20 protein-coding genes are annotated in these 23,595 nt (G+C 69.9%); 11 read left to right on the top strand and 9 right to left on the bottom strand.

Translation table 11 applies throughout. The features are described 5' to 3' along the window. The first annotated feature begins 1 nt into the window (after nt 1). On the top strand, nt 2-2,002 hold the full coding sequence (locus tag V9G19_RS19320) for a vWA domain-containing protein (protein ID WP_462287044.1): 2,001 nt from the start codon (nt 2-4) through the stop codon (nt 2,000-2,002). A 19-nt stretch (nt 2,003-2,021) separates the two neighbouring features. On the opposite strand, the gene V9G19_RS19325 is transcribed toward V9G19_RS19320, so the two are convergent. Together V9G19_RS19325 and V9G19_RS19330 are read right to left on the bottom strand one after the other, a co-directional pair. Then, nucleotides 2,022-2,249 carry a hypothetical protein gene (locus V9G19_RS19325; RefSeq protein ID WP_462287045.1) on the bottom strand — a complete coding sequence of 76 codons (228 nt, stop codon included), beginning with the start codon at nt 2,247-2,249 and terminating at the stop codon, nt 2,022-2,024. Nucleotides 2,250-2,301: 52 nt separating this feature from the next. Beyond that, nucleotides 2,302-2,673, bottom strand: a complete 372-nt coding sequence (locus tag V9G19_RS19330; RefSeq protein WP_462287046.1) for a hypothetical protein — start codon at nt 2,671-2,673, stop codon at nt 2,302-2,304. 82 nt (nt 2,674-2,755) lie between these two features. Here V9G19_RS19330 and V9G19_RS19335 point away from each other — a divergent pair, with 82 nt between their 5' ends. The 3 genes from V9G19_RS19335 to V9G19_RS19345 all read left to right on the top strand — a co-directional run bounded on the left by V9G19_RS19335 (nt 2,756) and on the right by V9G19_RS19345 (nt 6,643). Then, nucleotides 2,756-3,781 (top strand): helix-turn-helix transcriptional regulator, encoded by a 1,026-nt coding sequence (locus tag V9G19_RS19335; protein ID WP_462287047.1) that lies wholly within the window; start codon nt 2,756-2,758, stop codon nt 3,779-3,781. Between the two features lie 161 nt (nt 3,782-3,942). Further along, on the top strand, nt 3,943-4,836 hold the full coding sequence (locus V9G19_RS19340; protein WP_462287048.1) for a hypothetical protein: 894 nt from the start codon (nt 3,943-3,945) through the stop codon (nt 4,834-4,836). A gap of 292 nt (nt 4,837-5,128) precedes the next feature. Continuing rightward, on the top strand, nt 5,129-6,643 hold the full coding sequence (locus V9G19_RS19345; RefSeq protein ID WP_462287049.1) for a DUF3352 domain-containing protein: 1,515 nt from the start codon (nt 5,129-5,131) through the stop codon (nt 6,641-6,643). Between the two features lie 119 nt (nt 6,644-6,762). Here the strand turns inward: V9G19_RS19345 and V9G19_RS19350 are convergent, their stop codons facing one another. The 6 genes from V9G19_RS19350 to soxR are packed head-to-tail and all read right to left on the bottom strand — an operon-like array spanning nt 6,763 to nt 11,323. Continuing rightward, nucleotides 6,763-7,635, bottom strand: coding sequence for an NAD(P)-dependent oxidoreductase (locus V9G19_RS19350; RefSeq protein WP_462287050.1), 873 nt, complete (start codon nt 7,633-7,635; stop codon nt 6,763-6,765). A 10-nt stretch (nt 7,636-7,645) separates the two neighbouring features. Then, nucleotides 7,646-7,918 (bottom strand): hypothetical protein, encoded by a 273-nt coding sequence (locus V9G19_RS19355; protein ID WP_462287051.1) that lies wholly within the window; start codon nt 7,916-7,918, stop codon nt 7,646-7,648. A 4-nt stretch (nt 7,919-7,922) separates the two neighbouring features. Beyond that, nucleotides 7,923-9,500 (bottom strand): radical SAM protein, encoded by a 1,578-nt coding sequence (locus tag V9G19_RS19360; RefSeq protein ID WP_462287052.1) that lies wholly within the window; start codon nt 9,498-9,500, stop codon nt 7,923-7,925. 5 nt (nt 9,501-9,505) lie between these two features. After that, nucleotides 9,506-10,006, bottom strand: a complete 501-nt coding sequence (locus V9G19_RS19365; protein ID WP_462287053.1) for a hypothetical protein — start codon at nt 10,004-10,006, stop codon at nt 9,506-9,508. Further along, nucleotides 10,003-10,809, bottom strand: coding sequence for a prolipoprotein diacylglyceryl transferase (locus V9G19_RS19370; protein ID WP_462287054.1), 807 nt, complete (start codon nt 10,807-10,809; stop codon nt 10,003-10,005). Before V9G19_RS19370 ends, V9G19_RS19365 begins: the two co-directional genes overlap by 4 nt. Nucleotides 10,810-10,858: 49 nt before the next feature. Next, complete coding sequence (soxR, locus tag V9G19_RS19375; RefSeq protein ID WP_462287055.1) at nt 10,859-11,323, bottom strand: redox-sensitive transcriptional activator SoxR; 465 nt, start codon at nt 11,321-11,323, stop codon at nt 10,859-10,861. An 81-nt stretch (nt 11,324-11,404) separates the two neighbouring features. On the opposite strand from soxR, the gene V9G19_RS19380 reads away from it, so the two are divergent. Genes V9G19_RS19380 through V9G19_RS19400 form a run of 5 tightly spaced genes read left to right on the top strand, consistent with a single transcriptional unit; the run spans nt 11,405 to nt 19,778 of the window. After that, entirely contained in the window at nt 11,405-12,157 is a 753-nt protein-coding gene (locus V9G19_RS19380) for an SDR family oxidoreductase (protein WP_462287056.1), read from the top strand. After that, nucleotides 12,154-13,212: an S-adenosylmethionine:tRNA ribosyltransferase-isomerase gene (locus V9G19_RS19385; RefSeq protein ID WP_462287057.1), complete on the top strand. Its 1,059-nt coding sequence runs from the start codon at nt 12,154-12,156 to the stop codon at nt 13,210-13,212. Before V9G19_RS19380 ends, V9G19_RS19385 begins: the two co-directional genes overlap by 4 nt. A 37-nt stretch (nt 13,213-13,249) precedes the next feature. After that, nucleotides 13,250-16,861, top strand: coding sequence for an indolepyruvate ferredoxin oxidoreductase family protein (locus tag V9G19_RS19390; RefSeq protein ID WP_462287058.1), 3,612 nt, complete (start codon nt 13,250-13,252; stop codon nt 16,859-16,861). A 10-nt stretch (nt 16,862-16,871) separates the two neighbouring features. Next, nucleotides 16,872-18,581, top strand: a complete 1,710-nt coding sequence (locus tag V9G19_RS19395; protein ID WP_462287059.1) for a hypothetical protein — start codon at nt 16,872-16,874, stop codon at nt 18,579-18,581. A 6-nt stretch (nt 18,582-18,587) separates the two neighbouring features. Then, complete coding sequence (locus V9G19_RS19400; RefSeq protein WP_462287060.1) at nt 18,588-19,778, top strand: glycosyltransferase; 1,191 nt, start codon at nt 18,588-18,590, stop codon at nt 19,776-19,778. Nucleotides 19,779-19,988: 210 nt separating this feature from the next. On the opposite strand, the gene V9G19_RS19405 is transcribed toward V9G19_RS19400, so the two are convergent. Beyond that, nucleotides 19,989-21,524, bottom strand: coding sequence for an SNF2-related protein (locus tag V9G19_RS19405; protein ID WP_462287061.1), 1,536 nt, complete (start codon nt 21,522-21,524; stop codon nt 19,989-19,991). A gap of 97 nt (nt 21,525-21,621) precedes the next feature. Here V9G19_RS19405 and V9G19_RS19410 point away from each other — a divergent pair, with 97 nt between their 5' ends. Further along, complete coding sequence (locus tag V9G19_RS19410; protein ID WP_462287062.1) at nt 21,622-22,821, top strand: helix-turn-helix domain-containing protein; 1,200 nt, start codon at nt 21,622-21,624, stop codon at nt 22,819-22,821. A 2-nt stretch (nt 22,822-22,823) separates the two neighbouring features. Continuing rightward, nucleotides 22,824-23,438 (top strand): hypothetical protein, encoded by a 615-nt coding sequence (locus tag V9G19_RS19415; protein ID WP_462287063.1) that lies wholly within the window; start codon nt 22,824-22,826, stop codon nt 23,436-23,438. The last annotated feature ends 157 nt before the right edge of the window (nt 23,439-23,595 follow it).

Raw genomic sequence — 23,595 nt, forward strand, 5'->3', positions numbered from 1 at the left:
GGTGGCGCGGCGCGATCCGCACCGCTCGGCATACGGCCCGTATGCCGGTGGCGACCCGCTCGCACCGCCGGTCGACCTCGGCGAGGCGCTCGCCGCGATCGGCGAGGACGTCATGGCGGGGTACTCGCCGGAACGGGCGCTGCGCGAGTTCCTCCGCCGCGGCGGGCAGAGCCAGCGCGGCCTGGACGATATCGCCGCGCAGGTGGCGCGCCGGCGCCAGGAGCTGCTGCAGCGCGGCCGCCTGGACGGCACCATGGAGCAGATCCGCGAGCTGCTCGACAAGGCCGTGCTCGCCGAGCGCAAGCAGCTGGCCCGGGACCTGGACGACGACGCCCGCTTCGCCGAGATGCGGATGGAGGGACTGCCGCCCTCGACCGCGGCAGCGGTGAACTCGCTCGCCGACTACCCGTGGCGCAGCTCCGAGGCCCGCGACGCCTATGACGAGATCAAGGATCTGCTCGGGCGCGAGGTGCTCGACCAGCGCTTTGCCGGGATGAAGCAGGCCCTGCAGAACGCGACCGACGAGGACCGCGCGGCCATCAACGAGATGCTGAGCGACCTGAACGACCTGCTGGAGGCCCACCAGCGCGGGGAGGACACCGACCAGCAGTTCGCCGACTTCATGGCCAAGCACGGCCACCACTTCCCGGAGAACCCGCAGAGCATCGAGGAGCTGATCGACGCCCTGGCCAAGCGGGCAGCCGCCGCCCAGCGGATGCTCAACTCGATGACCCCCGAACAGCGTGAGGAGCTGATGGCCCTCTCGCAGCAAGCGTTCGGCTCAGCGCAGCTGATGGACAGCCTCGCCCGGCTGGATGCCAACCTGCAGGCCATGCGTCCCGGCGAGGACTGGCGCGGCTCCGAGCGATTCACAGGGGAGGAGGGCCTCGGTCTCGGTGACGGGACCGGCATCTTGCAGGACATCGGCGAGCTCGACCAGCTCGCCGAGCAACTCTCCCAGGCGTATCCGGGCGCCCGGATGGACGATGTCGACCTCGAGGCGCTGCTGCGCCAGCTCGGGCCGGAGGCCGTCGCCGACGCCCGCACACTGACCGAGATCGAGAGGGAATTGCGCGACTCCGGCTATCTCAAGCGCTCCTCCGACGGTTCGCTGCGGCTGTCCCCCAAGGCGATGCGCCAGCTCGGCAAATCGCTACTGCGCGACGTCGCCGACCGGATGACCGGCCGGCAGGGGGCTCGTGACGTGCGGCTCGCCGGCGCCGCGGGCGAGCCGAGTGGCTCTGCGCGGCCCTGGGAGTTTGGTGACACCGAGAGCTGGGATGTGACCAGGACACTCACGAACGCCGTTGGACGGGAGGCGAGTTCGGGCCGGGCCGGCGTAAGTCGCGGCGGCATACGGCTGGAAATCGGCGATGTGGAGGTGATCGAGACCGAGGCCCGCACGCAGGCGGCGGTGGCGCTGCTCGTCGACACCAGTTTCTCGATGGCGATGGACGGTCGCTGGCTGCCGATGAAGCGCACCTCGCTGGCGCTGCACCAACTGATCTCGACGCGCTTTCGCGGCGACCGGCTGCAGCTGATCGCCTTCGGGCGACAGGCCCAGGTGATGGACGTCGAGGAGTTGACCGGGCTGGAGCCGATCTGGGCCAAGGGCACCAACCTGCACCACGCGCTGTTGCTCGCCAACCGGCACTTCCGCAAGCACCCGAGCGCCCAGCCGGTGCTGCTTGTCGTCACCGACGGCGAGCCGACGGCCCATCTGGAGGCCACCGGTCAGGTGTGGTTCGACTACCCGCCGCATCCACGGACGATCGCGCTGACTGTCCGGGAGTTGGAGGCCGCTGGGCGGCTGGGCGCCCAGGCAACCTTCTTCCGGCTCGGAGAGGACCGCGGGCTGGCTCGGTTCATCGAGCAGATGGCCGCGCGCATCGACGGGCGCGTGATCGCCCCCGAGGCCGAGGACCTCGGTGTCGCGGTCGTCGGGTCCTATCTCGGCTCTCGCCTGCCGTCCTGGCGAGCGGGTGGGTGGATGTCGCTCTAACGCCGAGCCGCCACCGGAGTCAGCGACCGCTCTGCCAGCAGATAATGCACGCCGCGCCCTTGGGATGCCAGGCGGTGATTCTGGCGGTAATCGTCCCGCGCTGCGCACCGACGACCGGCCGCTGAGCACGCTGGAGGGAGATCGCCGGGTGAGTCGATCCCGAGCCCGCGGGCGACGCCTCGGCGGCGGTCGAGCCGATGCCAAATGTGGCAAGCGCGATGAACGAGAAACTGACGATCCGGCGCATGTGCGGTCCTTCCTGACTCTCCCCAACGGCCTGTTTGCCTGCGATGAGTCAACTACAGAGCAGCCCACCGGTCGAGCCCCGAGAACTGTCCACTAGCTGCCATGGCAGGACTTTCATCGCCTCCGACGGGCGCCGGCGGCGACACCCGCCGGAACATCGCTCGAGCATCGGGCACCTCGTCCAGCAACCCATCGAGAATCCGGACCACGGTTCGCCAGGTGTCATCCTCTTCGCCCACGACGAAGGCCACCCCCTGGATGGAATCCGGGGACCTACCCGGCAGCACCGTGATGTGCCGAACTGCAGGGTTGTCCCGCACAGCACGGCGCACCTGAGCCACGATCCGGGTCGCGACGGCCTCGACCTGCGGCGAGGACGCGTCCGGCGACGAAATCAGACGTAGCTCGAAGGGGCAAGCCTGCATCGGGGCTCCTTTCACACTCGCGCAGACATCGTGCTGCCTCTTCGGTCCGGTATGGTGTGGCGGCGATGCGGGAGTACCTGTCATGACAACAAGTGACGGGCCAGCGGTCCCCGGAGGAAGCGACGGTCTGGCCCTTCTCGGACTCGGCGAGGTGACCCTCACCGTCTATCGCGAGATGTTGCTGCGGCCCGATCAGGATCTGGACGCCCTGGCCGCCCGCGCGGGCGTCGATGTGGCCCGGGTTCGCGAGGCCCTGGACGCACTGGCCGAGCGTGCCCTGCTCCGTCCCAGCCTGACCGAGGGCTCGACCTGGCGCCCAATCTCCCCGGAGGTCGCGCTGCGCCGTCTGGTCGGGGAGGTCGAGGCGGATCTCAACGAGCGCGCGGCCACCCTCTCCCGGCTGCGCGACGGGGTCTCGGAGTTCGTTACCACCTTCCGCGAGGCCCGGGAGGCTCGCCTGGCCAGCCAGGTCGAGCGGCTCGACAGCCGCGACTCGGTCGTCGGCATGTTGGAGGAACTCAGCAGCGCCGCGCGAGACGAGATCCTCTCGATGACGACCACCCGGCCGGCGCCGCGCGCCATCGAACAGGCGCGGGACGCTGACGCCGAGACCCTCAGCCGCGGCGTCCGTGCCCGGACGATCTCCCTGGAAGGGTATGCCGCCGACAAGGCCTTCCTGGAGCAGATGGCCGCCTTGGCCGAGCTGGGCGCCGAAGTGCGCCTCGCGCCGACGCTGCCGGTGCGCATGCTCATTTTCGACCGGAATGTCGCAGTGATCGCCATGGATCCGGACGACCCCGCGGCCGGCGCCGTGGTGTTGCGCGGCAAAGGGGTCCTCACCGCGTTGGTGGCGCTCTTCGAGCTGCAGTGGGCAGCGGCTCGTTCACCCTTCGACGCCATTCGGCCTACCGACGACTTCGCCCTGTCGCGCATGGACCACGAGGTGTTGCGCCTGCTCGCCCAGGGCCTAAAGGACGACGCCGTGGCTCGGCATTTGGGTGTCTCGGTGCGCACCGCCCGCCGATTCATCGCCGACCTGCACGAGCGGGCCGGCGCAGCGAGCAGATTCGAGCTGGGCGTCAAGGCCAAGGAACTCGGCTGGCTGTGAACGTGGCTGGTGTGAACGGGCGGCCCTCGGGCGCGCCTTCAGGCCGCCGAAAAGCGGTTGCCATGCGGTCTTAAGGCCCGCCTTAAGCGGGATCCAAGCGGCCCGCGCGAATCTCGTCGACGTCCCCAACCGCAGCTTAGGCTTAGGGAAAGCGACGCCAGATGAGCACAATGTCCCCCACCACGCCGCAGCGAACCCGGCTTGGCGGCCGCGTCCTCATTGCCGCCGGCGCCGCACTGGGCCTGTTCGGCGTCGCGCAGCCCGCTCAGGCGCTCCCCGCGCCCGGCTCCGCAACCCTGCCGGGCCATCCCGAGAGTTGCCCGTCGCCCTGGTGGAATGACGACGACTGGATCGCCACCCCATCGTGGGCGCCGGCCGAGAGCGCGCCGTGGTCCGATGTGCACGTGTGTAGCGGCCGGTTTTCGCAGTGGACCTACCTGAAGAACACCGGTGATATCGCCTGGTCGGTCCTCACCTCGGGCTCAATCACCCACCTGTACTCGCCGGACGAGCCAGCGCTCTTCTATCCGTTGCGCGCCACCTCCGCCACATTGGCCAGCGTCCTGGGCCCACACGAGGCGATGCTTGTCAGTGCTCCGGCCGCCGACATCGACTGGGCGGTGGATCTCCCCGCGACCGCTGCCGCCGAGGTTTTGACGCAGGCACATGACCGCTACGGCGTCAAGGGGTGGACGCTGAGCACGTTGCAGGGCTATGCCGACACGACCCAGCCGCGCTCCCCCAACCGCTTTCTCGCGACGTGCGCGAAGGGCTTGATCGATGCCGCAACCACCAAGTGGGAGAGCGACGAGGATGCACGCACGGTGCTGAAAAACACCGCCAACGTGCTCGGCATCGGTCAGGGAACGCTGGAATGCGCCGGGGCGGTTCAGCGCTATCGGGAGGCACCCCTGCCTTCGGAATTCCCGGGACACGTGCCGCCTGCCACGAAGAGATTCGGCGTGGAGATCATCGCCGAGCGGTTGAGCTGGCTGAAGGCGGGGATCGAGCAGGCCGACCTGGCTGTTAGAGCCGCCCGGCTCTTTCCCCGGTGATGGCCGGAGCCCGGAACTACCTGCCATGGCAGGCACTGCGGGCCCACACGCGCTGCCGCGTTCCCGAATGGTGACCTAATGTCGTCGGTGCCGGTCCCGACGGCTCGTGGAGGGAAGCCCGAGGGGCCGGTTGGCCCGGCACGGTCGCCCCGACCACCGAGCACCGGCCCGCACCGCCACTTCCGTCATCCCCGCGGTGCGGGCCGGATCCCGGGAACCGCACGGTTCGGGGCTGCGTCTAGAGTGTCAGGCGGGGACCAACCAACCGCGCCGTGCAATCCGGAGGGGATTCATGACCGAGAACACATCATCCAGCCTGCCCCCGACGCCCGGCGCGCCCGCCGGAAGCGACTGGGGCATGCCGGCCGCGCCGGTCGCGCCGGCGCCGAAGCGCAGCCGCGGCAAGGTCATTGCGGCCGGGGTCGGCACGCTGGCCGTCGCCGGGCTCATCGCCGGCGGGGCGTATGCCGTCACGGCGCTCGGCGGCGGTGGCGCCCAGCCCGAGGAGGCGCTGCCGGCCAACACCCTGGCGTTCGCCAAGATCGACCTCGACCCGTCGAGTTCGCAGAAGATCGATGCCATCCGCTTCCTGCGCAAGTTCCCGTCCGCGAAGGAGCAGACCGGCACGCTGGACGACTCGTCCGACCTGCGCAAGGTGATCTTCGAGCAACTGCAAAAGAACGGCCAGTTCACCGGGCTGAGCTATGCCGCCGATGTCGAGCCGTGGATCGGCAAGCGCTTCGGTTTCGCAGTCGTTCCCGGCCAGAACGGCACCGAGCCGGTGCCCGTCGTCCTGCTCGCGACCACGGACGCCGAGAAGGCCAAGGCGTCGCTGGCAAAGATGACCAAGGACGGCGGCGGCTGCTCGGTCGGTGAGGAGTTCGCGCTGTGCGGTCAGACGACCGCGGCCATGGACACCGTCCGAGACAGCGCCACCAAGGGCACGCTCGCGAAGTCCGAGACGTTCGCCGTGGACTTCAAGGACCTCGGCGAGGACGGCATGGTGGCCTTCTGGGCCGACCTGGCCCAGCTGACCCAGCAGCTGAAGTCGGTCGCCGGCGCGCAGCTCGGTGACCAGCCCACGCAGACTCTCGAGCAGGTCAAGGGCCGGACCTTCGGGGCGCTGCGCTTCGACGGCACCGACCTCGAGCTGGCCGCGCACGTCCGCGACACGGGCACCCCGGTGGCCGACGCCAAGGCCGGCACCGGCATCGGTGACCTGCCCGCCGACACGATCGTCGCGGCGAGCGTCAACGGCCTCGGCGACAGCATCGCCAAGCAGTGGCCCCAGCTGGAGAAGTCACTGACCGAGTTGGAGCCGAGCGCGCTGCAGCAATTCACCAGCGAGACCGGTCTGACCCTCCCCGATGATCTGGTCAAGCTGGTCGGCAACCACACGACGTTCGCCTTCGGCGGCATGGAGGACGACCTGCCCAAGATCGCGCTCAAGAGCGACGGCGACGCCGCGGTGGCTGGCAAGCTTGCCAGCTATCTGACCGGCCAGGGCGCGACGGTCACCAGCACCGCCACCGACGGCGGCACGCTGCTCGCCTTCAGCGACAGCTACGCCGCGCAGGTCAAGGACGGCCGCGGCCTCGGCGACAGCGAGGCGTTCAAGAAGGCGCTGCCCAACGTCGGCGACGCCCGGGGCGCGCTCTACGTCGACTTCGCCCGCCTGATCGCGACCTTCGGCACCGACATGACCGAGACGCAGAAGGCCAATGTCGCCCCGCTGGCCGCCCTGGGCGTGTCGGGCACCGCCACCGACGACGACAGCGACATCCTGGTGCGCCTGACCACCAAGTAGTCCGGGCACAGGCTCGCTGAGTCTGCATGTTTGGGTGAGGTCGTACGTTTCGGAGTACGACTTCACCCAAACATGCCGACCTCGGCCCACAGGGGTTTCCAACCGCCGCTGAATCCGGGTCACCCATCGGCGGCCAAGTCGTCGAGCACGGCGGCCAGGTGACGGCAGCGGGCCGCCTCCTCCGGCGTGCGCACACCGAGCGGAGTCCGGGCCACCCGCTCGTAGACGGTGGCCATCGCGGCATACAGCTCGCGGCCGGCGCCGGCCCGCTCCTGGGTCAGCGCGATCTCATGCATCTCCCCCGGGAACCGGTCGCTCTTGGCGCCCGCCACGGCGATCCGCACGGCAACGTCATCGATCAGCGGGCCGAACTCCACGCGCAGGTCGTCGACGACCGGGGCGACGACGCCATTGGCGTGCGCGGTCTGCAGCGATTGGAGGAGCAGCGCGGTGAACCCCTTGTAGACCGCGGCAGTGGACATCTTGACCGCGCTCGCCCCGCCTGGGGTCTCACCGACGACGACCGGACACAAACCAGGGGAGTCCAGACCGGCGAGCAGGGCGGCGTCCGGCCCGGCTAGGAACAGCACGCTGTCTCCCCCCGGCCGCGGCGGCGCGCCCGAGATCGCCCCGTCCAGGAGCCGGCATCCCGCCGATTCGACTTCGGCCGCAACAGCTTCCAGCGTGACCGGGCTGATCGCGTTGAGATCGGCGACCACCGGTGTCACCTCGCGGGCGGTGGCCGCGGCAGCGATGGCCCGGGCCGTCTCGACCGCCTGATGGGGCGGCACAACGCTGACGACGATCTCGGCTCGGGCGACGACATCCGCGAGCGAGTCGAGGAGGTCGAGGCCGTGCGCCAGCCGGCGGGTCCGCTCGCTGCGCCCGGCGACGGTGGCCACGACGCGCGTCCCAGCAGCAATCCAGGCCCGGCCGAGGGCAGCACCCATCGCGCCCGGCGAGACGATTCCGATGACGGGCGAGTGCGGCATACGGGATCTCCTAACGGATGACGCCGACGATCCCCGCAGCCACGAGCACCGCGAGATAGCCGAGCACGAGGCGGGTGTCGCGCAGGAAGCACTTCGACCGGGTCAGGCCGGCCCGGCGCGCCTGCCAATAGCCGGTGAACCCGAGGGCGCCAAAGAGGATGACGGCATAGGGGCCGAGCAGCCAGCCGAGCAGCGCGATCGTCGCAAAGATGCACAGCCGCAGCGGATCGTATGGCGCGTGGTCCGCACCGGTTCCATCGCGGGTCGGCGATTGGGTCGTCATACGATCACCCCTGGGGGACAACGGAATCGGTGGCACGAAGCGAGGGGACGCCGAGCGAGGTGGAGATCCGCTGCCGCGACAGCGGCGCCCAGGCCTGCACGGCACAAAAGGGCGCGCACTGGTGCTCGCCGACGGCCGAGGCGGTCGCGACGTGGACGCAGCACTGAGTCAGCCGCTCCTCGATCATCGTATGGATGTCCATGAACGGTTTGACGGTGATCCGCACGACGCGTTCGCCGAGAAGCTTGCGCATCCGCGCGGCCCCGCCGGGCAGGGAGGCCGACGCCAGCGTGGCTAACGTCGAGATGCCGAGGTCACAGCTCTCACAGATGTCCCTCCAGATCGAGCCCATCGACGGGTGGGAGAGCGAGGACTGTTCGCTGAGCAGGTCGAGCAGGGAGGAGCGGACGACCTGCTTCATCCGGGTCGGGATCGCGTCGTCGGCGATCCGGTTGGCGAGCAGCCCGGGGTCAAGATCGAGCCAGGACTTGAGCGTGTCGTGCCCGACCAGGGCGGTCAGCGACTGCCAAGCGCCGGCGTCGTCGCGCAGCAAATAGCCGACCGAGCAGCAGTGCGGATGCGAGCACGGCAGCGCGGTCAGGTCGCGCCAGGTGACCTGACCGCCGGTCTGGGCGTCCAGCCGGGCCAGGACGCCGGTGTGGGTGAGCCGGTCGGCCGGGTCGAGCCCGGCGCAGCGGCCGGAGCCGAAGACGGGCTGGATGGTGACCCCACCGACATACGGGGTGTCGAGTGCCCGCTTGACCACGAAGCCGAGCTCGTCGTCGTTGACCCCCTTGGCTGCGGTCATCGTCAACGTGGTGAAGATGCCTGCGGCAGAGAGCCGTTCGAGGGCGCGATCCTTGAATCGGCGGATGTCGGCGCCGCGGTGATGAGCGGAGGCGGCAGCGCTCTCGCCGTCATACTGCAGATAGACCTCGACCCGCTCGCGATGCCGGGTGAGCAGGTCGAGCAGGGCGTCGTCGCTCGCGATGCGCAGGCCGTTGGAGTTGACGAGCACGCGCACGATCGGGCGCGCGGCGACGGCGTCGAGCAGCTCGCTCAGCCGCGGATAGATGGTCGGCTCGCCGCCACTGAGCATGAGCACGTCGAGCCGGCCGTTCTCGCGCTCCAGCCGGGTGTCGATCGAGGCGAGCACGGCGTCCAGCGGCACCACGCCGGCCAAGGCCGGGCTCGATTCGGCAAAGCAGGTCGGGCAGTTGAGGTTGCACTGCTCGGTCAGGTCGGCGAGCAGGATGCAGGTGTGCTGGGTCTGCATCTGCGGCAGGCCCAGCTCGTATGCCGCGGGCACCGGCAGGTAGTTCGCCGCCTGGTCCGGGGTGTGCACCTTGGTCGGGGCGGTCCACTGCTCGAGATAGGTCAAGATCTCGGCGGACTCGTCATACAAGGTTGTGATCAGGCCGTGCCGAGGGCAGCCGCGCTCCAGCCAGACACGCCCGTCGCGCACGGCCAGCCATCCCGAGAGCCGAGCGACGTCGGCGAGGGCACGGTCCGGATCCTCGGCGTGGCAGTCCGGGCAAAAGGCGTTGACATAGCGGTGGATCCGGTCGGCCCGCAGCGGCATACCGCTCATTGGCCGGAGGAGGAGACATAGGTGAAGAAGATCCCGATGCAGGCGGCGAAGCCGACGACGAAGGACAAGCCCACTCCGAGGAGGATGCCGGCACCCCAGCGGCGGGTGCGCTCGGGGAAGATCATGACGAAACCGACGAGCGGGACCAGCCACATGGGCGAGATCAGCAGCCCTCCGGACAGCCCGCTTCTTCGGAAGACCTGATCGCCAAAGAGGGTCACGCCGAGGCCGAGCAGCACCCCGACCAGGCCGATCAACGCGCCGAACACGATCGGCTTCTTGCTCAGCGGCGGCCCTTGCGGCGAGATCGGCGGCAGCGGCGCGGACTGCTGGGGCCAGGGCGCGGGCGGCGGCCCCCCACCGCCAACCCAGGGTGATGGCGCGCCCGCGGGCGGGTGCGGTGCCGCCGGATACGGATACTGGCCTGCCTGCTGGTTCGGATCCGGCGGCGGTGGCGGATCCGGCGGCGGTGGCGGATCGGGCGGCGGGGTCGTCATGCGGCCTCCCTCGTCGTGACCTGGTGCTGGAGATCAGGAACGGTCCACTCGCGCCGCGCGAGCCACACCAGCCGGCCAAGCACCAGCGGGATCGTCGCAGCGAGGACGAGCTGCGGGCGGGTCAGGCCGTGCCAGACGACCTCGTTGCCCCGGACGAACTCAACGATGAACCGGAAGAGCGCATAGCCGGCGACATACAGCGTGAACGTCTCGCCGGCCGGGATGTCCTTGCGGCGCAACCAGAACCACAAGATCGCAAAGGCCGCGGCCTGGAAGGCGATCTCATAGACATGTGACGGATGCAGGGGCACACCGGCGGGGGCGTGCAATCGAGCGGCCTGCTCGGGCGTCAGCGCGATCCCCCACCCGGCGCCGGTCGGGGTGCCGGGCACCTCGGTGAGCAGGCAGCCGATCCGGCCGACGGCCATCCCGGCCGCGACGGCCGGGGCGAACAGGTCCCCGGTGCGCAGGCGGTAGCCGAGCAGCCGTTTGGTCAGGTGGACCCCGAGCCAGGCGCCGACGAGCCCGCCGAGGATCGACTTGTTGCCATAGACCCAGTGCTCGACGAAGGAGGCATTGCGGCGCGGGTCGACGTGCTGCAGCCAGGTGCCCACACGCATAAAGATGCCGCCGCCGAGGAGGGCACCGATCACGACATAGAGGACGTTGTCATCGCTCTGCCCTCGCCGGCGCGCCTCGACGAGGAAGACGGCTGCGGCAACCGCCACCCCGAGCGCGACGAAGACGGCGTGCGTCGGCAGCGGGAGAGTGATCCCGAGAAGGTCGCCGAGCGTCGGATACACAGGCGCAAGCATGGCAGGCCCGACCCCGCACCGGGATGAGCCGAGCTACTCAGGCGTGCGGGTCGCGGCGCAGCAGCGGGGACAGATAGGCCGCGCCCGGGCCGGAACGCGCGGCGACATCGCCCGGGTTGGAGATCCCGCAGCGCTGCAGCGACAGGCAGCCGCAGCCGATGCAGGAGTCGAGGCCGTCACGCAGCTTTTGCAGCGCGGCCAGCTGCTCGTCGAGCCGGCCGCGCCAGTGCCGGGAGATGCGTTGCCAGTCGGCCTTGGTAGGGGTGCGCGCGGACGGCAGCCGGGCGAGTTCGCCGCGGATCTCCTCCAGCGTCAACCCCACATTGCTGGCCGCCCGGATGAACGCCAGCCGGCGCAGGACGGCCCGCTCGTAGCGCCGCCTCCCACCAGGTGTGCGGTCGGCGCTGATCAGGCCCTGCTCCTCGTAGTAGCGCAGCGCCGACGCGGCGAACCCCGACCTCGCGGCGACCTCGGTGATCGACAAGTAGTCGTGGCGGTTCACGTGCCCTCCCGTCCATGCGGTGCGCTACCGCACACTCTCACCGGTTCCGCCGATAGGTGTTGACATCAAGTTTACTTTAACTTGAAGACTGACGCGCATGGAACTTCACACGGAACCAACGCCAAACACCACATCCCCGTCGCCTTGGTCACCGGCGGCTCCAGCGGCCTCGGCCGCGCGCTTGTGCTCGGCCTCGCCGAGATCGGCTGGACGGTCGTGACCGACGCCCGGCACAGCGCCGCACTCACCGACCTCACCCACCCCGGGGTTGTCGCCATCACCGGCGACGTCACAGACGCCGCCCACCGCGCCGACCTGGTCGCTGCGCTCGAGCGTCTCGGCGGGCTGGATCTGCTCGTCCACAACGCGAGCACGCTCGGCCCGACGCCGCTGCCACCACTTCGCGAGGCCACCGCAGACACCATCCCCGAGGTCATCCGCACCAACCTCGGCGCTCCCATCCTGCTCACCGCCGCCTGCCTGCCGCTGCTGACCGCCTCGCGCGGCACGCTGCTGTCGATCTCCTCGGACGCGGCCGTCGAGCACTACGAGGGCTGGGGCCTGTATGGCGCGTCGAAGGCCGCGCTCGACCACGCGACGCTCACCTTCGCCGTCGAGACCCCGGACATCAGCGCGTATGCCGTCGACCCCGGCGATATGCGCACCCCCATGCACCAGGCCGCCTTTCCCGGCGAGGACATCACCGACCGCACACTGCCCGAGACCGTCGTCCCCCACCTGTTGGCCCTGCTCGCCGCGCGGCCACCCTCGGGCCGCTACCGCGCCCACGACGTCCCCGCCCCGGCTCCGGCTGTTGAGGTCGCGGCCCGATGACCATCCTCGCCGAACACTCCGCCATCCACTTTTCCGCGCCGCCGGATGCCTATGCGCACTCGCCCGTCGAGGAGCGCGGTCTGCCCCGCGACCGGGTGCGATTGCTCGTCGCCGGAGCCGACGGCATCCGGCACGCCTGCTTCCGCGACCTGCCCGAGCAGCTGCGCGCCGGCGATGTGGTCGTCGTCAACGACTCGGCCACGGTGGCCGGCCAACTCGACGCCGAACTCGCCAAGCACGGCCCGATCGTGGTGCACCTCGCCACGCCCCTCGAGGACGGCACCTGGGTCGTCGAGCTGCGCACCGCGCCCGACGCCGGCCGGGCGGTGCTCGACGCCGAGCCCGGCGACCTCGTGACCGCCGGCCCAGTCACCATCACCCTCCTCGAGCCCTACCCCTACCGCTCCTCCCCCACCGGCTCGGGCAATCGCCTGTGGCGCGTCCGCGCCTCCCACCCCCTCGAGCCGTATGCCGCAGCGCACGGCCGCCCGATCGCCTACGGCTACCTCGACCGGGCCTATCCGCTGACCGCCTATCAGACGGTCTTCGCGACCGTCCCCGGGAGCGCCGAAATGCCTTCGGCAGCACGCCCGTTCACAACCGACATCGTCACCCGGCTGGTCTCGCGCGGGATCGCGGTCGCGCCGGTGACGCTGCATACCGGCGTGTCCTCCCAGGAGGCCGGCGAGGGGCCACAGCCGGAGCGCTTCCGGGTGCCGGAGGCGACCGCACGCCTGGTCACCGCCGCCCGGGCCGGCGGGGGACGAGTCGTGGCGGTGGGGACGACGGTGACCCGAGCGCTGGAATCCGCCGTGGACGACGCCGGCCGGCTGGTGGCTCGGTCCGGCTGGACCGAGCGGGTGGTCACGCCCGCGCACCCGCCGCGGATCGTCACCGGCCTGATCACCGGCTGGCACGACCCCGCGGCCTCGCACCTGCTGCTCGTCGAGGCCGTCGCCGGAGCCGTCCTGGCGCAGCGGGCTTACGACGCCGCGGTCGCCGAGGGCTACCTGTGGCATGAGTTCGGCGACAGCGCGCTCTTCCTTCCCGGCTGACCGAGCCGCCCAGGGGCGGGGATGGCACAGTGTCCGTATGAGCGTCGCCGGCGAGCAGGGGCAACGGGACACACCGGTGGTGCCAGCCGCCCGGAGGGACTTTCGCCTCGCCGATCGCTACACCGCCGCCGACGGCACGATTGTCCTCAGCGGGCTGCAGGCGCTGGTCCGGCTCCCGCTGGACCAGCGCCGGGTCGATGCCCGCGCCGGCCACGACAGCGCGATCCTCATCTGCGGCTACGAGGGCTCGCCGCTGGGCGGCTATGACAAGGAGCTGCTGCGCCAACAGGCGTTGCTCGACGCCGCGCGAGTCGTCTTCCGGCCGGCGGTCAACGAGGAACTCGCCGCCAGCGCCGTCCTCGGCTCGCAACTGGTCGCCACCCTCGCCAGCCGCACCGTCGCCGGCGTCACCGGCATCTGGTACGGCAAGGCGCCCGGCCTGGACCGAGCCACCGACGCCCTGCGCCACGGCAACCTCGGCGGCGCCAGCCCGACCGGCGGCGTGCTCGCGCTCGTCGGCGACGACGCGACCGCGAAGTCTTCGACCGTCCCGAGCAGCTCCGAGGTCGCGATCGCCGAGATCGGTATGCCGGTCCTCTCGCCCGCCGATCCCCAGGACATCCTGCGCCTCGGCCTGCACGGCATTGCGCTCGCGCGCTATTGCGGCCTGTGGACCGGGATCAAGCTGGCCACCAATGTCGTCGACGGGTTGGCGACCGCCCAGCCGATCGACGCCCTTTTCACTCCCGTGCTGCCCGACACGACGGTCGGCGGCCGCCCCTTCGTCCACCAGGTGACCGCGCACTTCCTGCAGCCGCACCTCGACCGGCTCGAGGAGACCCTCGCCGTCCAGCGGCCGGAGTTGGCTCGCCGCTATGCCCGCGCCAACGCCCTCAACACGATAACCGGCGACCCGCGGGCTCGGGTCGGCATCGTCGCCGCCGGATTGACCTGCCGCGACGTTCAAGAAGCGCTCGGTCAGCTCGGCATCACGCCGAACGATCTGCCGCACAGCGGCATCCGGCTGCTCAAGCTCGGCATGGTCTCGCCGCTGGACCCCACCGAGATCCACGACTTCGCCGCTGGCCTGACCGAGCTGATCGTCGTCGAGGAGAAGCGCGCATTCGTCGAGACGGCGATCAAGGCCATCCTGTATGGCCGCGCCGCCGCCCCCGCCGTCGCCGGCAAAACCACGCCCGAGGGCCGGCCCTTCCTGCGCGCCCACGGGGATCTGCCACCGCACCTGATCGCCGCCACCCTCGCTCCCCGGCTGGCCGCGGCCGGCATCGGCCGCGCCCGCGACTGGCTCGACCACGACACCGATCACAACGCCGGCCTCGGCCCCCGCACGCCAGAGCGCGAGCAGCTTCCTCTCACCCCGGTGCGGCGGATTCCGTACTTTTGCTCCGGGTGCCCGCACAACCGCTCCACGCGCACCCCGGCAGGCAGTCTCGTTGCGGCCGGAATCGGCTGCCACACCCTGGTCGTCTTCATGGACAAGCAGCGGGTCGGCGACGTCATCGGGTTCACCCAGATGGGGGGCGAGGGGGCGGCGTGGATCGGCGTGCAGCCGTTTGTCACCGACACCCATCTGGTGCAAAACCTCGGTGACGGCACCTATCACCACTCCGGCAGCCTCGCCGTGCGCGCGAGCGTCGCCGCGGGGAGCAATGTCACCTACCGCATCCTCTACAACGGTGCCGTCGCGATGACCGGCGGCCAAGACATCATCGGCGGTATGCCGGTCCCCGCCCTCGCCGCCGAACTCCTCGCCGAGGGCGTCGCCCACGTCGTCGTCACCACCGACGACGTTCGCCACTACCGCGGGCTCGACCTGCCCGCCGGCGTCATCGTCCGCAGCCGCGACGAGCTTGAGGACGTCCTCACCGAGCTGGCCGCGATCCCCGGAGTCACGGCCGTCATCCACGCCCAGGAGTGCGCGACCGAGTTGCGCCGCAAGCGCAAACGTGGCCTGGCGCCGGCGCCGGAAATGCTGGCCTTCATCAACGAGCGGGTCTGCGAGGGCTGCGGCGACTGCGGAGCCAAATCAAACTGCCTGTCCGTTCAGCCGGTCGAGACCGACTATGGCCGTAAGACCGCCATCCACCAGGCCAGCTGCAATCGCGACTATTCCTGCCTCGACGGGGACTGCCCGTCCTTCCTGACGATCACGCCGGGCACGTCACCCGGCCGGCCCCGCCCGAGCCAGACCCCACCTCCGCGGGCCCCCGAGAGCCCGGCCGGACGAGCCCCGGAACTCACCGCCGCCGATCTCCCGGAACCGGCGCTCGCCCCGCGTGACCGGATCGTCGACGTCCGGCTGATGGGCATTGGCGGCACCGGCATCGTCACCACCGCCCAGGTGCTCTCGGTCGCCGCCACCACTGCCGGCCTGCACGTGCGCGGCCTCGATCAGCTCGGCCTGTCCCAAAAAGGCGGTGCCGTCGTCTCCGATGTCCGGCTGAGCGCCGAGCCGTTCGACGGGACCAACAAGCTCGAACCCGCGAGCTGCGACCTCTATCTCGGCGCCGACCTGCTCGTCGCCGCCGACCCCAAGAACCTCCTCGTCACCGACCCGGCCCGAACCCGGGCGGTCGTCTCGACCACCAAGACCCCCACCGGGACCATGGTCGCCGACCCGGAGGCAACCTACCCCGCCACCGGCCCGCTGACGGAGGCCATCGCCGCCAGCGCCCGGCCCGACAGCGTGTTCGTCGACGCCCGCGCGGTCACCGAGGGGCTTTTCGGTAGCGACCAGCTCGCCAACACCTTCCTCCTCGGCGTCGCCGCGCAGTTCGGCACGCTGCCCGTCGCGCCCCACCACATCGAAGATGCCCTGGATCAGAACGGCGTCGCCGTCGCCGCCAACCTCCAGGCCTTCCGTTGGGGCCGCCGGTATGCCGCCGATCCCGACGCCGTCCTCGCCGTCGCCTCCCCCGCGACCCCGCCCGCTCGCCCGGTGCGGCCGGGGGTGCGCCGCCTCGCGACCGCCGAAGGCCTCCCGACGACCGGCGTGCTGGGTGACCTTCTCCTTCGGCGCGCCGACGACCTCGTCGACTACCAGGATCGGGCCTACGCACAGCGCTACCTGCACCACCTCGGGCAGGTCCACACCCGCGAGCAGGCTGCCCTGCCCGGCCGCGAACCCGTCCTGACCACCACGGTCGCGCGCTATCTCTACAAGCTGATGGCCTACAAGGACGAGTACGAGGTGGCCCGCCTCTCCATCGATCCGGCGCTCAAGGCAACCGTCCGCGAGCGGTTCGGAGCGGACGCGGCATACGCCTTCCGGTTGCACCCCCCGATGCTGCGTGCCCTCGGCCGGTCGGACAAGCTCGCCCTGCCCGAGCGGGTGGCCACGCCGGCCCTGCGCGGACTGTATGCGCTGCGGCGGCTGCGGGGCAGCGCGCTCGACCCGTTCGGCCATACCCGGGTCCGAGCGGTCGAGCGGGAGTTGGTCGACGAGTACCTGCGCGCCATCGTCCGCGCCTGCGCCGACCTGTCGCCAGCGACGATCGATCGGGCCGTCGCCCTCGCCGCGCTGCCCGACCAGGTCCGCGGCTACGAAGAGATCAAGCTCGCCAGCGTCGCCCGCTACCGCGCACTGCTGCACGCAACCGACATCGCCCCCGCCGCCGAGCCGAGGTAGCGCTCGCGCCATGCCCCCCGTCCTCTCGCATGTCCTCGGCGCCGTCGTCCTCGGCGGCGCCTTCGCCGGCTACCTGACCACGCTCTACCGGCGCCGGTGGGTCGATGTCGCCTTCCTCCCCGCGACCATCTGCGCCGGCAGCGCGCTCGCCGTCTTTGCCGGCGGGCTGCTCGGCGGGCTCGCCCTCACCGCGACCGGCCTTGTCCTCCTCGGTAACCTCGCGCTCGGCTACGCGCTGCTGCGCCACCGCAAGGCGATCCGTGCGGCACTGCTGGAGCCTGCCGTGCTCACCTTCATCCTGTTTTGCGCCGCGCTCGCCGTCGCGCTGCGCGGGCGGCGGTTCGTGCAATACGACAACTTCAGCCACTGGGCGGTGATCGTCAAGGTCCTGCTCGGCACCGACGAGTTCCCCGATCAGGGCGATGCGGTGATCGGCTTCCGCTCCTACCCCCCGGGGAGCGCCTCCTTCCTTTATGCCGTCTGCCGCTTCCTCGGCTCCGGCGAGGACCGCGTCATGTTCGCGCAGGCGACCATGCTCGCCGCGGCCGCTGTTGCCGTGCACGCCGTGGCACTGCGGCGGCGCTGGTGCGGCCCGCTGCTCGCGCTCGGCGCGATGGTGATCCTGGCGACGACCGGGATTGCCCTGGACGGCGTGCAGGTCGACACCCTGCTGGCCGCCTATCTGTTCGTGCCCCTGGTCTTGGCCGCGCGGCACGCGGCGGACCTGCGTCGCACCTGGCCGGTCGCGACGGTCGTGGTGGGCTTCCTGCCCACGATCAAGGCCAGCGGGTCGCTGCTCGCGGCGATCGCGGTGGTGACGATCGTGGCGGTCAGCCTGGCCCGGCGCGGTCGGCTGCGCTGGCGGGTGCTGCCGGTGGTCCTCGCCCCGGCTCTGGTCGCTTATTCCTGGAACCGGCATGTCGTGACCACCTTCCCCGACGGCGCCGGGCGCTACGCCATGCCGCGCGACCCGGCGCAGATCCCGGTCAAGACGCCGGCCCAGCGGCGAGAGATCATCGACGCCTTTGCGCGCTTCCTCGCCACCGAGACTCAGCTGTGGCTCACGCTCGCCCTCGCCGCGGTGATCCTGCTCGCCCTCGTGGCGGTCGGCGCATTGCGCCGGCGCTCGGCCGTGCTCGTCGCGGTCGGTGGCGCCCTGGCCGTGCTCGCCTGGGTGCTGGCCGTGCTCACGGTCTATCTGACGGCCATGCCCTACCGCGAGGCGAGCCATCTAGCTAGCGCTCGGCGGTATATCGGCACGGCGGTCACCCTTGTCCTGCTCCTGGTGCTCACCGCAGCTGGGGCGCTTTTTGACCGGGCCCACGGGTGGCTCCTGCTGCCCGCGGCCGCAGCGGCACTGGCGCTCACGCTGCCCTTCCTGCCGGCGGCCGCCTATCTCGTGCAGCCGCAGCAACTCGCCGGCACACCCCGCGGACAGGCCGACATCGCGCTTGCTCGGTCCGGCCGCCTGGCGCCCGGCAGGGTATGTGTCATCGAGGACCGGCGCGACTCTGGATACCGCCGCTTCCTGCTGCGTTATCTGTTGGCACGCGCCAGCGTGGTCGAGCGCTACGTCACCACCGAGCGCCATCCCCCCGATGCGCTGGACGGCTGCCGGTATGCCGTCCTCCTCGAGCCGAACCCGCTGGCCGAGGAGCTGTTGCGCCGCGCCGCGTTCAGCGTGCCGTCGCCGCCGCCCGTGGTCGCCACGAGACAATAACCGGCGATGAGCACCGAGCCGCCCGTACGAGGCCAGCCGCGCAGCGATGCCGGCTCGCTCCCGGAGGCACCGTCCGGACCCGTGCTCGTCATCCCCTCGTTGCACCCCGGCGAGGACTTCCCCGAGATCGTGCGGCGCACCCGCGACCTCGGGCTGCGCGAGGTGGTGGTCATCGACGACGGGTCGGGAGCGGCATACGCGCATATTTTTGCGGCGATCGGCGCGATCGACGGCTGCACGGTGTTGACTCACTCGGTCAACCGGGGCAAGGGCGCGGCGCTGAAAACGGCGCTGCGGTATTGCCTGAGCCGACCCGAGGTGACCGGCATCGTCACCGCCGACTCCGACGGCCAGCACCTACCCCAGGACATTCGTCGCGTCGCGGCCGAACTGGCCGAGGCCGAGCGCGCGGAGCTGCGGGCCGCGGTCTTGGGCATCCGTGACTTCACGCTGCCCGATCTGCCGCTACGCAGCCGCCTCGGCAACAAGGCGACGACCGCGGTGATCACCGCCCTCTTCGGCCGGGTCGTGCGCGACACCCAGACCGGCTTGCGCGCCTTCTCCCGGGGCTTGTTCGAGGAGCTGCTCGCGCTGGACGGCGAGCGTTTCGACTACGAGATGAACGTCTTGATCTATCTGCTGCAGCAGCGGCTCCCGTTCCGGGGGGTCGTCATCTCGACGGTCTATCACGACCGCGGCAATACCGTCTCCCATTTCCGGCCGGTGCGGGACTCGATGATCGTCTATCGCGGGATCGTCGTGCAGGCGGTGCGGTTCGCGCTGTCCTCGTTCACCGCGGCGGTGGTCGACCTGGTGACGTTCACGGCGGTGATCGACTACGCCTTCGGCGGGACCAGCGCGCTGCGTGGTGTCGCGGTGGCGACGCTGACGGCACGGCTGGTCTCGGGGCTGGTCAACTACGAGGTCAACCGGCATATCGTCTTTGCCAGCGACCACCCGCGCGGCATCTCGATGCTGCGCTACCTGCTGCTCGCCCTCGGGATCGTCGCGGCCTCGGCCGTGGGCACCTCGGTGCTCGGCACGCTGCTGGCCGGGCACGTCGTGTGGGCCAAGGTCATCGTCGACAGCGCGTTATTCGTCGCCAGCTATCTGGTGCAAAAGCGCTGGGTGTTCGCTCCCGGAAGAGCCGGGCCTAAGAGCCTGCCGCGCCTACGGGACCATACGCCGAACTCGTGAGTCGACCAATAGGATCCCTATCTGCGCGGGCAACCTCGCTTCGGCCGCGGCATCCCCGTCTAGCTAGGCGATCGGCATACCCACGCTGATTCAGGACGCTGACGATCCAGTTGAGGGTGTCGGCGTACTCGGTGAAAACGACCACCCGCTCATTGGTCCACGCGCGACCGTCGGGGCGGCATACCGCATCGAGGTGGGTGACGAGCGCACTCAGGCGCGCGTCGGGCTTGTGTTCGTACGCGCGACCCCAGGCGACGAGCCGCTCGATCTCCTGCGGGCTCGCCGCGCTGAGCGGATCGGTCGCCTTCGACTGCCGAAGCGCCTGGAACTCGGGGTGGTCGAGGGCGCCTTCCTCTTCCTCGGAGGCGCCGCTGCCGAGGACTTCGGTGTAGTAGTAGTCGTCCTCGTCCTGCGGTATGCCGCGGCCTCCCGCTGCGTCGTACTGCTCCAGGGTGCGGGCGAAGGCCCATGGGCTGGAGAGGAAGCGCTTCTTGAGCAGGAGCGCGACGATGTCGCCGGATCGCTTGCGGCCGTTGGCTTTCGCGCTCTTGGTGAGGAGGTCGTCGAGGGTGGCGAAGGCCTGCTCTGCGTCGTCCGTCGGGGTGAAGGGGATGGTGGCGATCTCGCGGGACGGAAGTTCTTGTCGGGGATGTCGGTCTTGAGGCGCCGGATGGTGATGTCTTTGAGAGCGGCCTCGTCGATGCTGGCGCCGCGACTGAAACGCCGGTTGTCGATCATCTCCAGGAGGGCGGTGAAGGACTCGGAGTGCCCGTTGTGCGGGGTGGCGCTGAGGAAAAGCCGATGCTCGCACTTCTCGGCGAGCTTGCGGGTGGCGATGGTGCGCTTGCTGTCGAGGGCGTAGCCACGGCCGCCGCCAAGGGTGCTCGGGCTGGCGGGCGCAATGTGGTGAGCTTCATCGACAACGAGGACGTCGAAGGCGAACTGCCGGGCCGAGTTCTTCTGTCCGGCTCCGGCGAGGACGTCGCGGAGGAGGCGCTGGGCGCGAGGGGTGGGTAGCCAGGCCATGCTGACAATGACCCGGGGATAGATGCGGAAGGGGTTGGCGGCCAGGCCGTGGGTGCGCCGGACCTCGGCCATGAGCTCGGAGTTGACGATGACGAAGTCGAGACCGAACTTCTCGCGCATCTCGTCCTGCCACTTCAGGGAGAGGCTCGGCGGGCAGACGATGACGACGGTGCGCGCGCGGTGTCGTAGGAGGAGTTCCTGGATGACCAGACCGGCTTCGATGGTCTTGCCGAGACCGACACCGTCGGCGAGCAGGAGGTTGGTGCGGGGAGTGGCCAGGGCGCGACGGAGGGGCTCGAGCTGATAGGGCTCGACGTTGGCGCCGCTGCGGAATGGTGCCTGGAAGCTGGTGGCGTCTGCGGAGGTGACGGCGCCCCACCGCACGGCGTCGACGACGGCGCCGAGGATGTTGGGGTCGTCGAAGGCGTCCGGACCGATGGTCTCGGGGAGGCCCTGGTCGGGGACTACGGTGTGACCGACTTCCAGCTCCCAGACGACGGTGAGCGTCTCGCCGAGCCGGTCTTCGGCGAGGGACTGGAGGGCCACGACATGCTGCATACGGGGGTCGCCCTCGTCGGCGGGACTGCGTGGAAGTTGTTGCTGGCGAACGTCTTCCACGGCCCAGGTGCTGCCGCGAACCTCGACCACTCGACCCGGCTCCGGGATGGGCGGCAGGGGCTGTCGGTGCTCGGTGCGAGCATCGGCGGCAGTGGCAGTCATTGCCGATCCTTTCCGGGGGTGCGTTGTGGGTCTACCCAATCAGGAAGTTGGGTTCGCGAGCGGTTCAGGGGCCGTGGCGAGCCGTGACGTGTCGGGGATGAGCCTGTCACGCAATTGCGAAAATCGCAACTCACTGGCAGACTTGCTAATTGACAAGGGCGAACCGGCGCCGGCGTCCTCGGAAGGCAAGTTGATAACCATGAGCACGTCAACGGATCGTGTGCGGGAGTTGATCGGGCGAAGTCGCCTGTCCCAAGGCGAGTTCGCTGCGGAGGTGGGTCTGGATGCGGCCAAGATGTCCAAGTCGCTCAATGGAACTCGGCGTTTCTCATCACTGGACTTGGCGCGGATTGCCGAGCGCTGTGGGGTGAGCGTGGACTGGCTCCTTAACGGCGAAGAGACCCCCGTCGCCACGGCCGCCCGGGCAGCGACTGGCAGCTCGGCGGAGCACGCCCTGCGGGAGGGGCGCGAGTTGATGGAGCTGCGGCGAAATGCCAACCGACTCGGCTACAAGCAGCCATGGAGCGGCATCGCAGAACACGGGGCTGGCGGGAAGGCAATAGACCAGGGTGACCGACTCGCCGTTGCTGCGCTGGCTCGCGTCAGCGAGGCTGGGCTGGATGTTGGCGGGCGGGACCTAGCCGGGGTGATTGAGGCCGCGTTTGGAGCCGATGTCTGCCTGGCCCCGTTGGGGGAAGGTTTCGACGGTCTCGCCGTGTCGAGCCAGGACGGCAAGCTCATCTTGGCTGCCATCACTCCTATCGCTGCTCGGCAGCGCTTCACACTGGCCCACGAGCTGGGCCACCTGCTGGCCGGAGACAACCAGGGGGTGCACACGGATAGCGACATCTATGGCAAGGAGTCAAAGTCCGGGAACTCGGAGATTCGGGCGAACGCCTTCGCGGCGTCGTTCCTCATGCCCGAGGGGCGGCTGCGTGGCGAGGTGCGACCCGGTTTCAACCAGGCTGACTTCGCACGGCTATCAGTGGAGCTGATGGTGTCCCCAAGCGCGCTGGCCTGCCGCCTTTCCAACCTGCGGCTGATCGACGACATGAACCGAGACCAGTGGAAGACGATGAGCGCGAAGGGCGCAGCGTCCATCTCTGGTGCCATCGCGGACCTCGCCGCAGCTAGCGCGCAGTCATCGGAACCCCGGCGCCCGGGCTTGCTGAAGCGAGACTTGTTTGTGGCCTACCTGGAAGGCAAGAGCACGCTGAGGCCGTATGCCCACCTGGTCGGCGCATCGACCGAGCAGATCCGGGCGGATCTCGAACGCGGCGCGGAATCAGGTGCCTGAACGTGGCAGAGGCGGTCTTCCCGGACAACACGGTGCTGTGCAACTTCGCCGCCGTGAACCGCCTCGACCTTCTTCGCGACTGGCTTCGCGGCCGTGGGCGCTGGACCGACGCAGTTGCTCTGGAGGCATCACGCTCTGCTGCCCACCTGCCTGCTCTCGGATCGCTGGCGGCCGAGGGTTGGCTGGGCGATCCAGTAAAGATCGATGACGACTTCGGCGTCCGGCAAGTCGAGCACTTGCGCACCGCAGTGTTTGGGGGCACGTCCGGCGAGCCTCTGAAACATCTTGGTGAGGCGCAATCCTGTTATCTCATAAAGGAAGTGGCGGACTGGCGCGGCTCCTGGTGGATTACCGATGACGCAGATGCACTGGAATACGCCCGCGCTAGCGGAATCACTACTCGGGAAACGATCGATGTCATGCGTGGCATCGTGGCCGACGGCGATCTGACGGCACGAGAGGCGTTCGACCTCATGAACGCGATGGAAAAGGCAGGTCTAGTTGAGTCCGAACGTCGTTCGCCGCCATGGGGGTGGCCGCGACGGCATACTCATCGAGCATGGCAAAGGCCAGGGACGCCTGGTCACCGTAGTAGCCAGCTACCAGAGCGACCCTAGGAGGACCATCGCTAGCTCCCCCTTGTTGTCCTGCCGAATCCGGCGAAGGAGCTTCACCAGGGCTGCCCCTTCGCCCGCATCGGCCAGGAACAACTCCGGCACTTCGTCGACGACGAGGACGAGTGGTGGCGGGCTCAGCCGCAGAGGCCAGCGCCAC

The organism is Nostocoides sp. (genome assembly GCF_037045025.1).
GTDB lineage: Bacteria > Actinomycetota > Actinomycetes > Actinomycetales > Dermatophilaceae > Nostocoides_A.

What these genes read in the sequence shown, in the direction of transcription:
- V9G19_RS19325 (WP_462287045.1), bottom strand. Translation starts at nt 2,249, where the DNA reads ATGCGCCGGATCGTCAGTTTCTCGTTCATCGCGCTTGCCACATTTGGC.
- V9G19_RS19330 (WP_462287046.1), bottom strand. Translation starts at nt 2,673, where the DNA reads ATGCAGGCTTGCCCCTTCGAGCTACGTCTGATTTCGTCGCCGGACGCG.
- V9G19_RS19335 (WP_462287047.1), top strand. Translation starts at nt 2,756, where the DNA reads ATGACAACAAGTGACGGGCCAGCGGTCCCCGGAGGAAGCGACGGTCTG.
- V9G19_RS19340 (WP_462287048.1), top strand. Translation starts at nt 3,943, where the DNA reads ATGAGCACAATGTCCCCCACCACGCCGCAGCGAACCCGGCTTGGCGGC.
- V9G19_RS19345 (WP_462287049.1), top strand. Translation starts at nt 5,129, where the DNA reads ATGACCGAGAACACATCATCCAGCCTGCCCCCGACGCCCGGCGCGCCC.
- V9G19_RS19350 (WP_462287050.1), bottom strand. Translation starts at nt 7,635, where the DNA reads ATGCCGCACTCGCCCGTCATCGGAATCGTCTCGCCGGGCGCGATGGGT.
- V9G19_RS19355 (WP_462287051.1), bottom strand. Translation starts at nt 7,918, where the DNA reads ATGACGACCCAATCGCCGACCCGCGATGGAACCGGTGCGGACCACGCG.
- V9G19_RS19360 (WP_462287052.1), bottom strand. Translation starts at nt 9,500, where the DNA reads ATGCCGCTGCGGGCCGACCGGATCCACCGCTATGTCAACGCCTTTTGC.
- V9G19_RS19365 (WP_462287053.1), bottom strand. Translation starts at nt 10,006, where the DNA reads ATGACGACCCCGCCGCCCGATCCGCCACCGCCGCCGGATCCGCCACCG.
- V9G19_RS19385 (WP_462287057.1), top strand. Translation starts at nt 12,154, where the DNA reads ATGACCATCCTCGCCGAACACTCCGCCATCCACTTTTCCGCGCCGCCG.
- V9G19_RS19390 (WP_462287058.1), top strand. Translation starts at nt 13,250, where the DNA reads ATGAGCGTCGCCGGCGAGCAGGGGCAACGGGACACACCGGTGGTGCCA.
- V9G19_RS19395 (WP_462287059.1), top strand. Translation starts at nt 16,872, where the DNA reads ATGCCCCCCGTCCTCTCGCATGTCCTCGGCGCCGTCGTCCTCGGCGGC.
- V9G19_RS19400 (WP_462287060.1), top strand. Translation starts at nt 18,588, where the DNA reads ATGAGCACCGAGCCGCCCGTACGAGGCCAGCCGCGCAGCGATGCCGGC.
- V9G19_RS19405 (WP_462287061.1), bottom strand. Translation starts at nt 21,524, where the DNA reads ATGACTGCCACTGCCGCCGATGCTCGCACCGAGCACCGACAGCCCCTG.
- V9G19_RS19410 (WP_462287062.1), top strand. Translation starts at nt 21,622, where the DNA reads ATGAGCCTGTCACGCAATTGCGAAAATCGCAACTCACTGGCAGACTTG.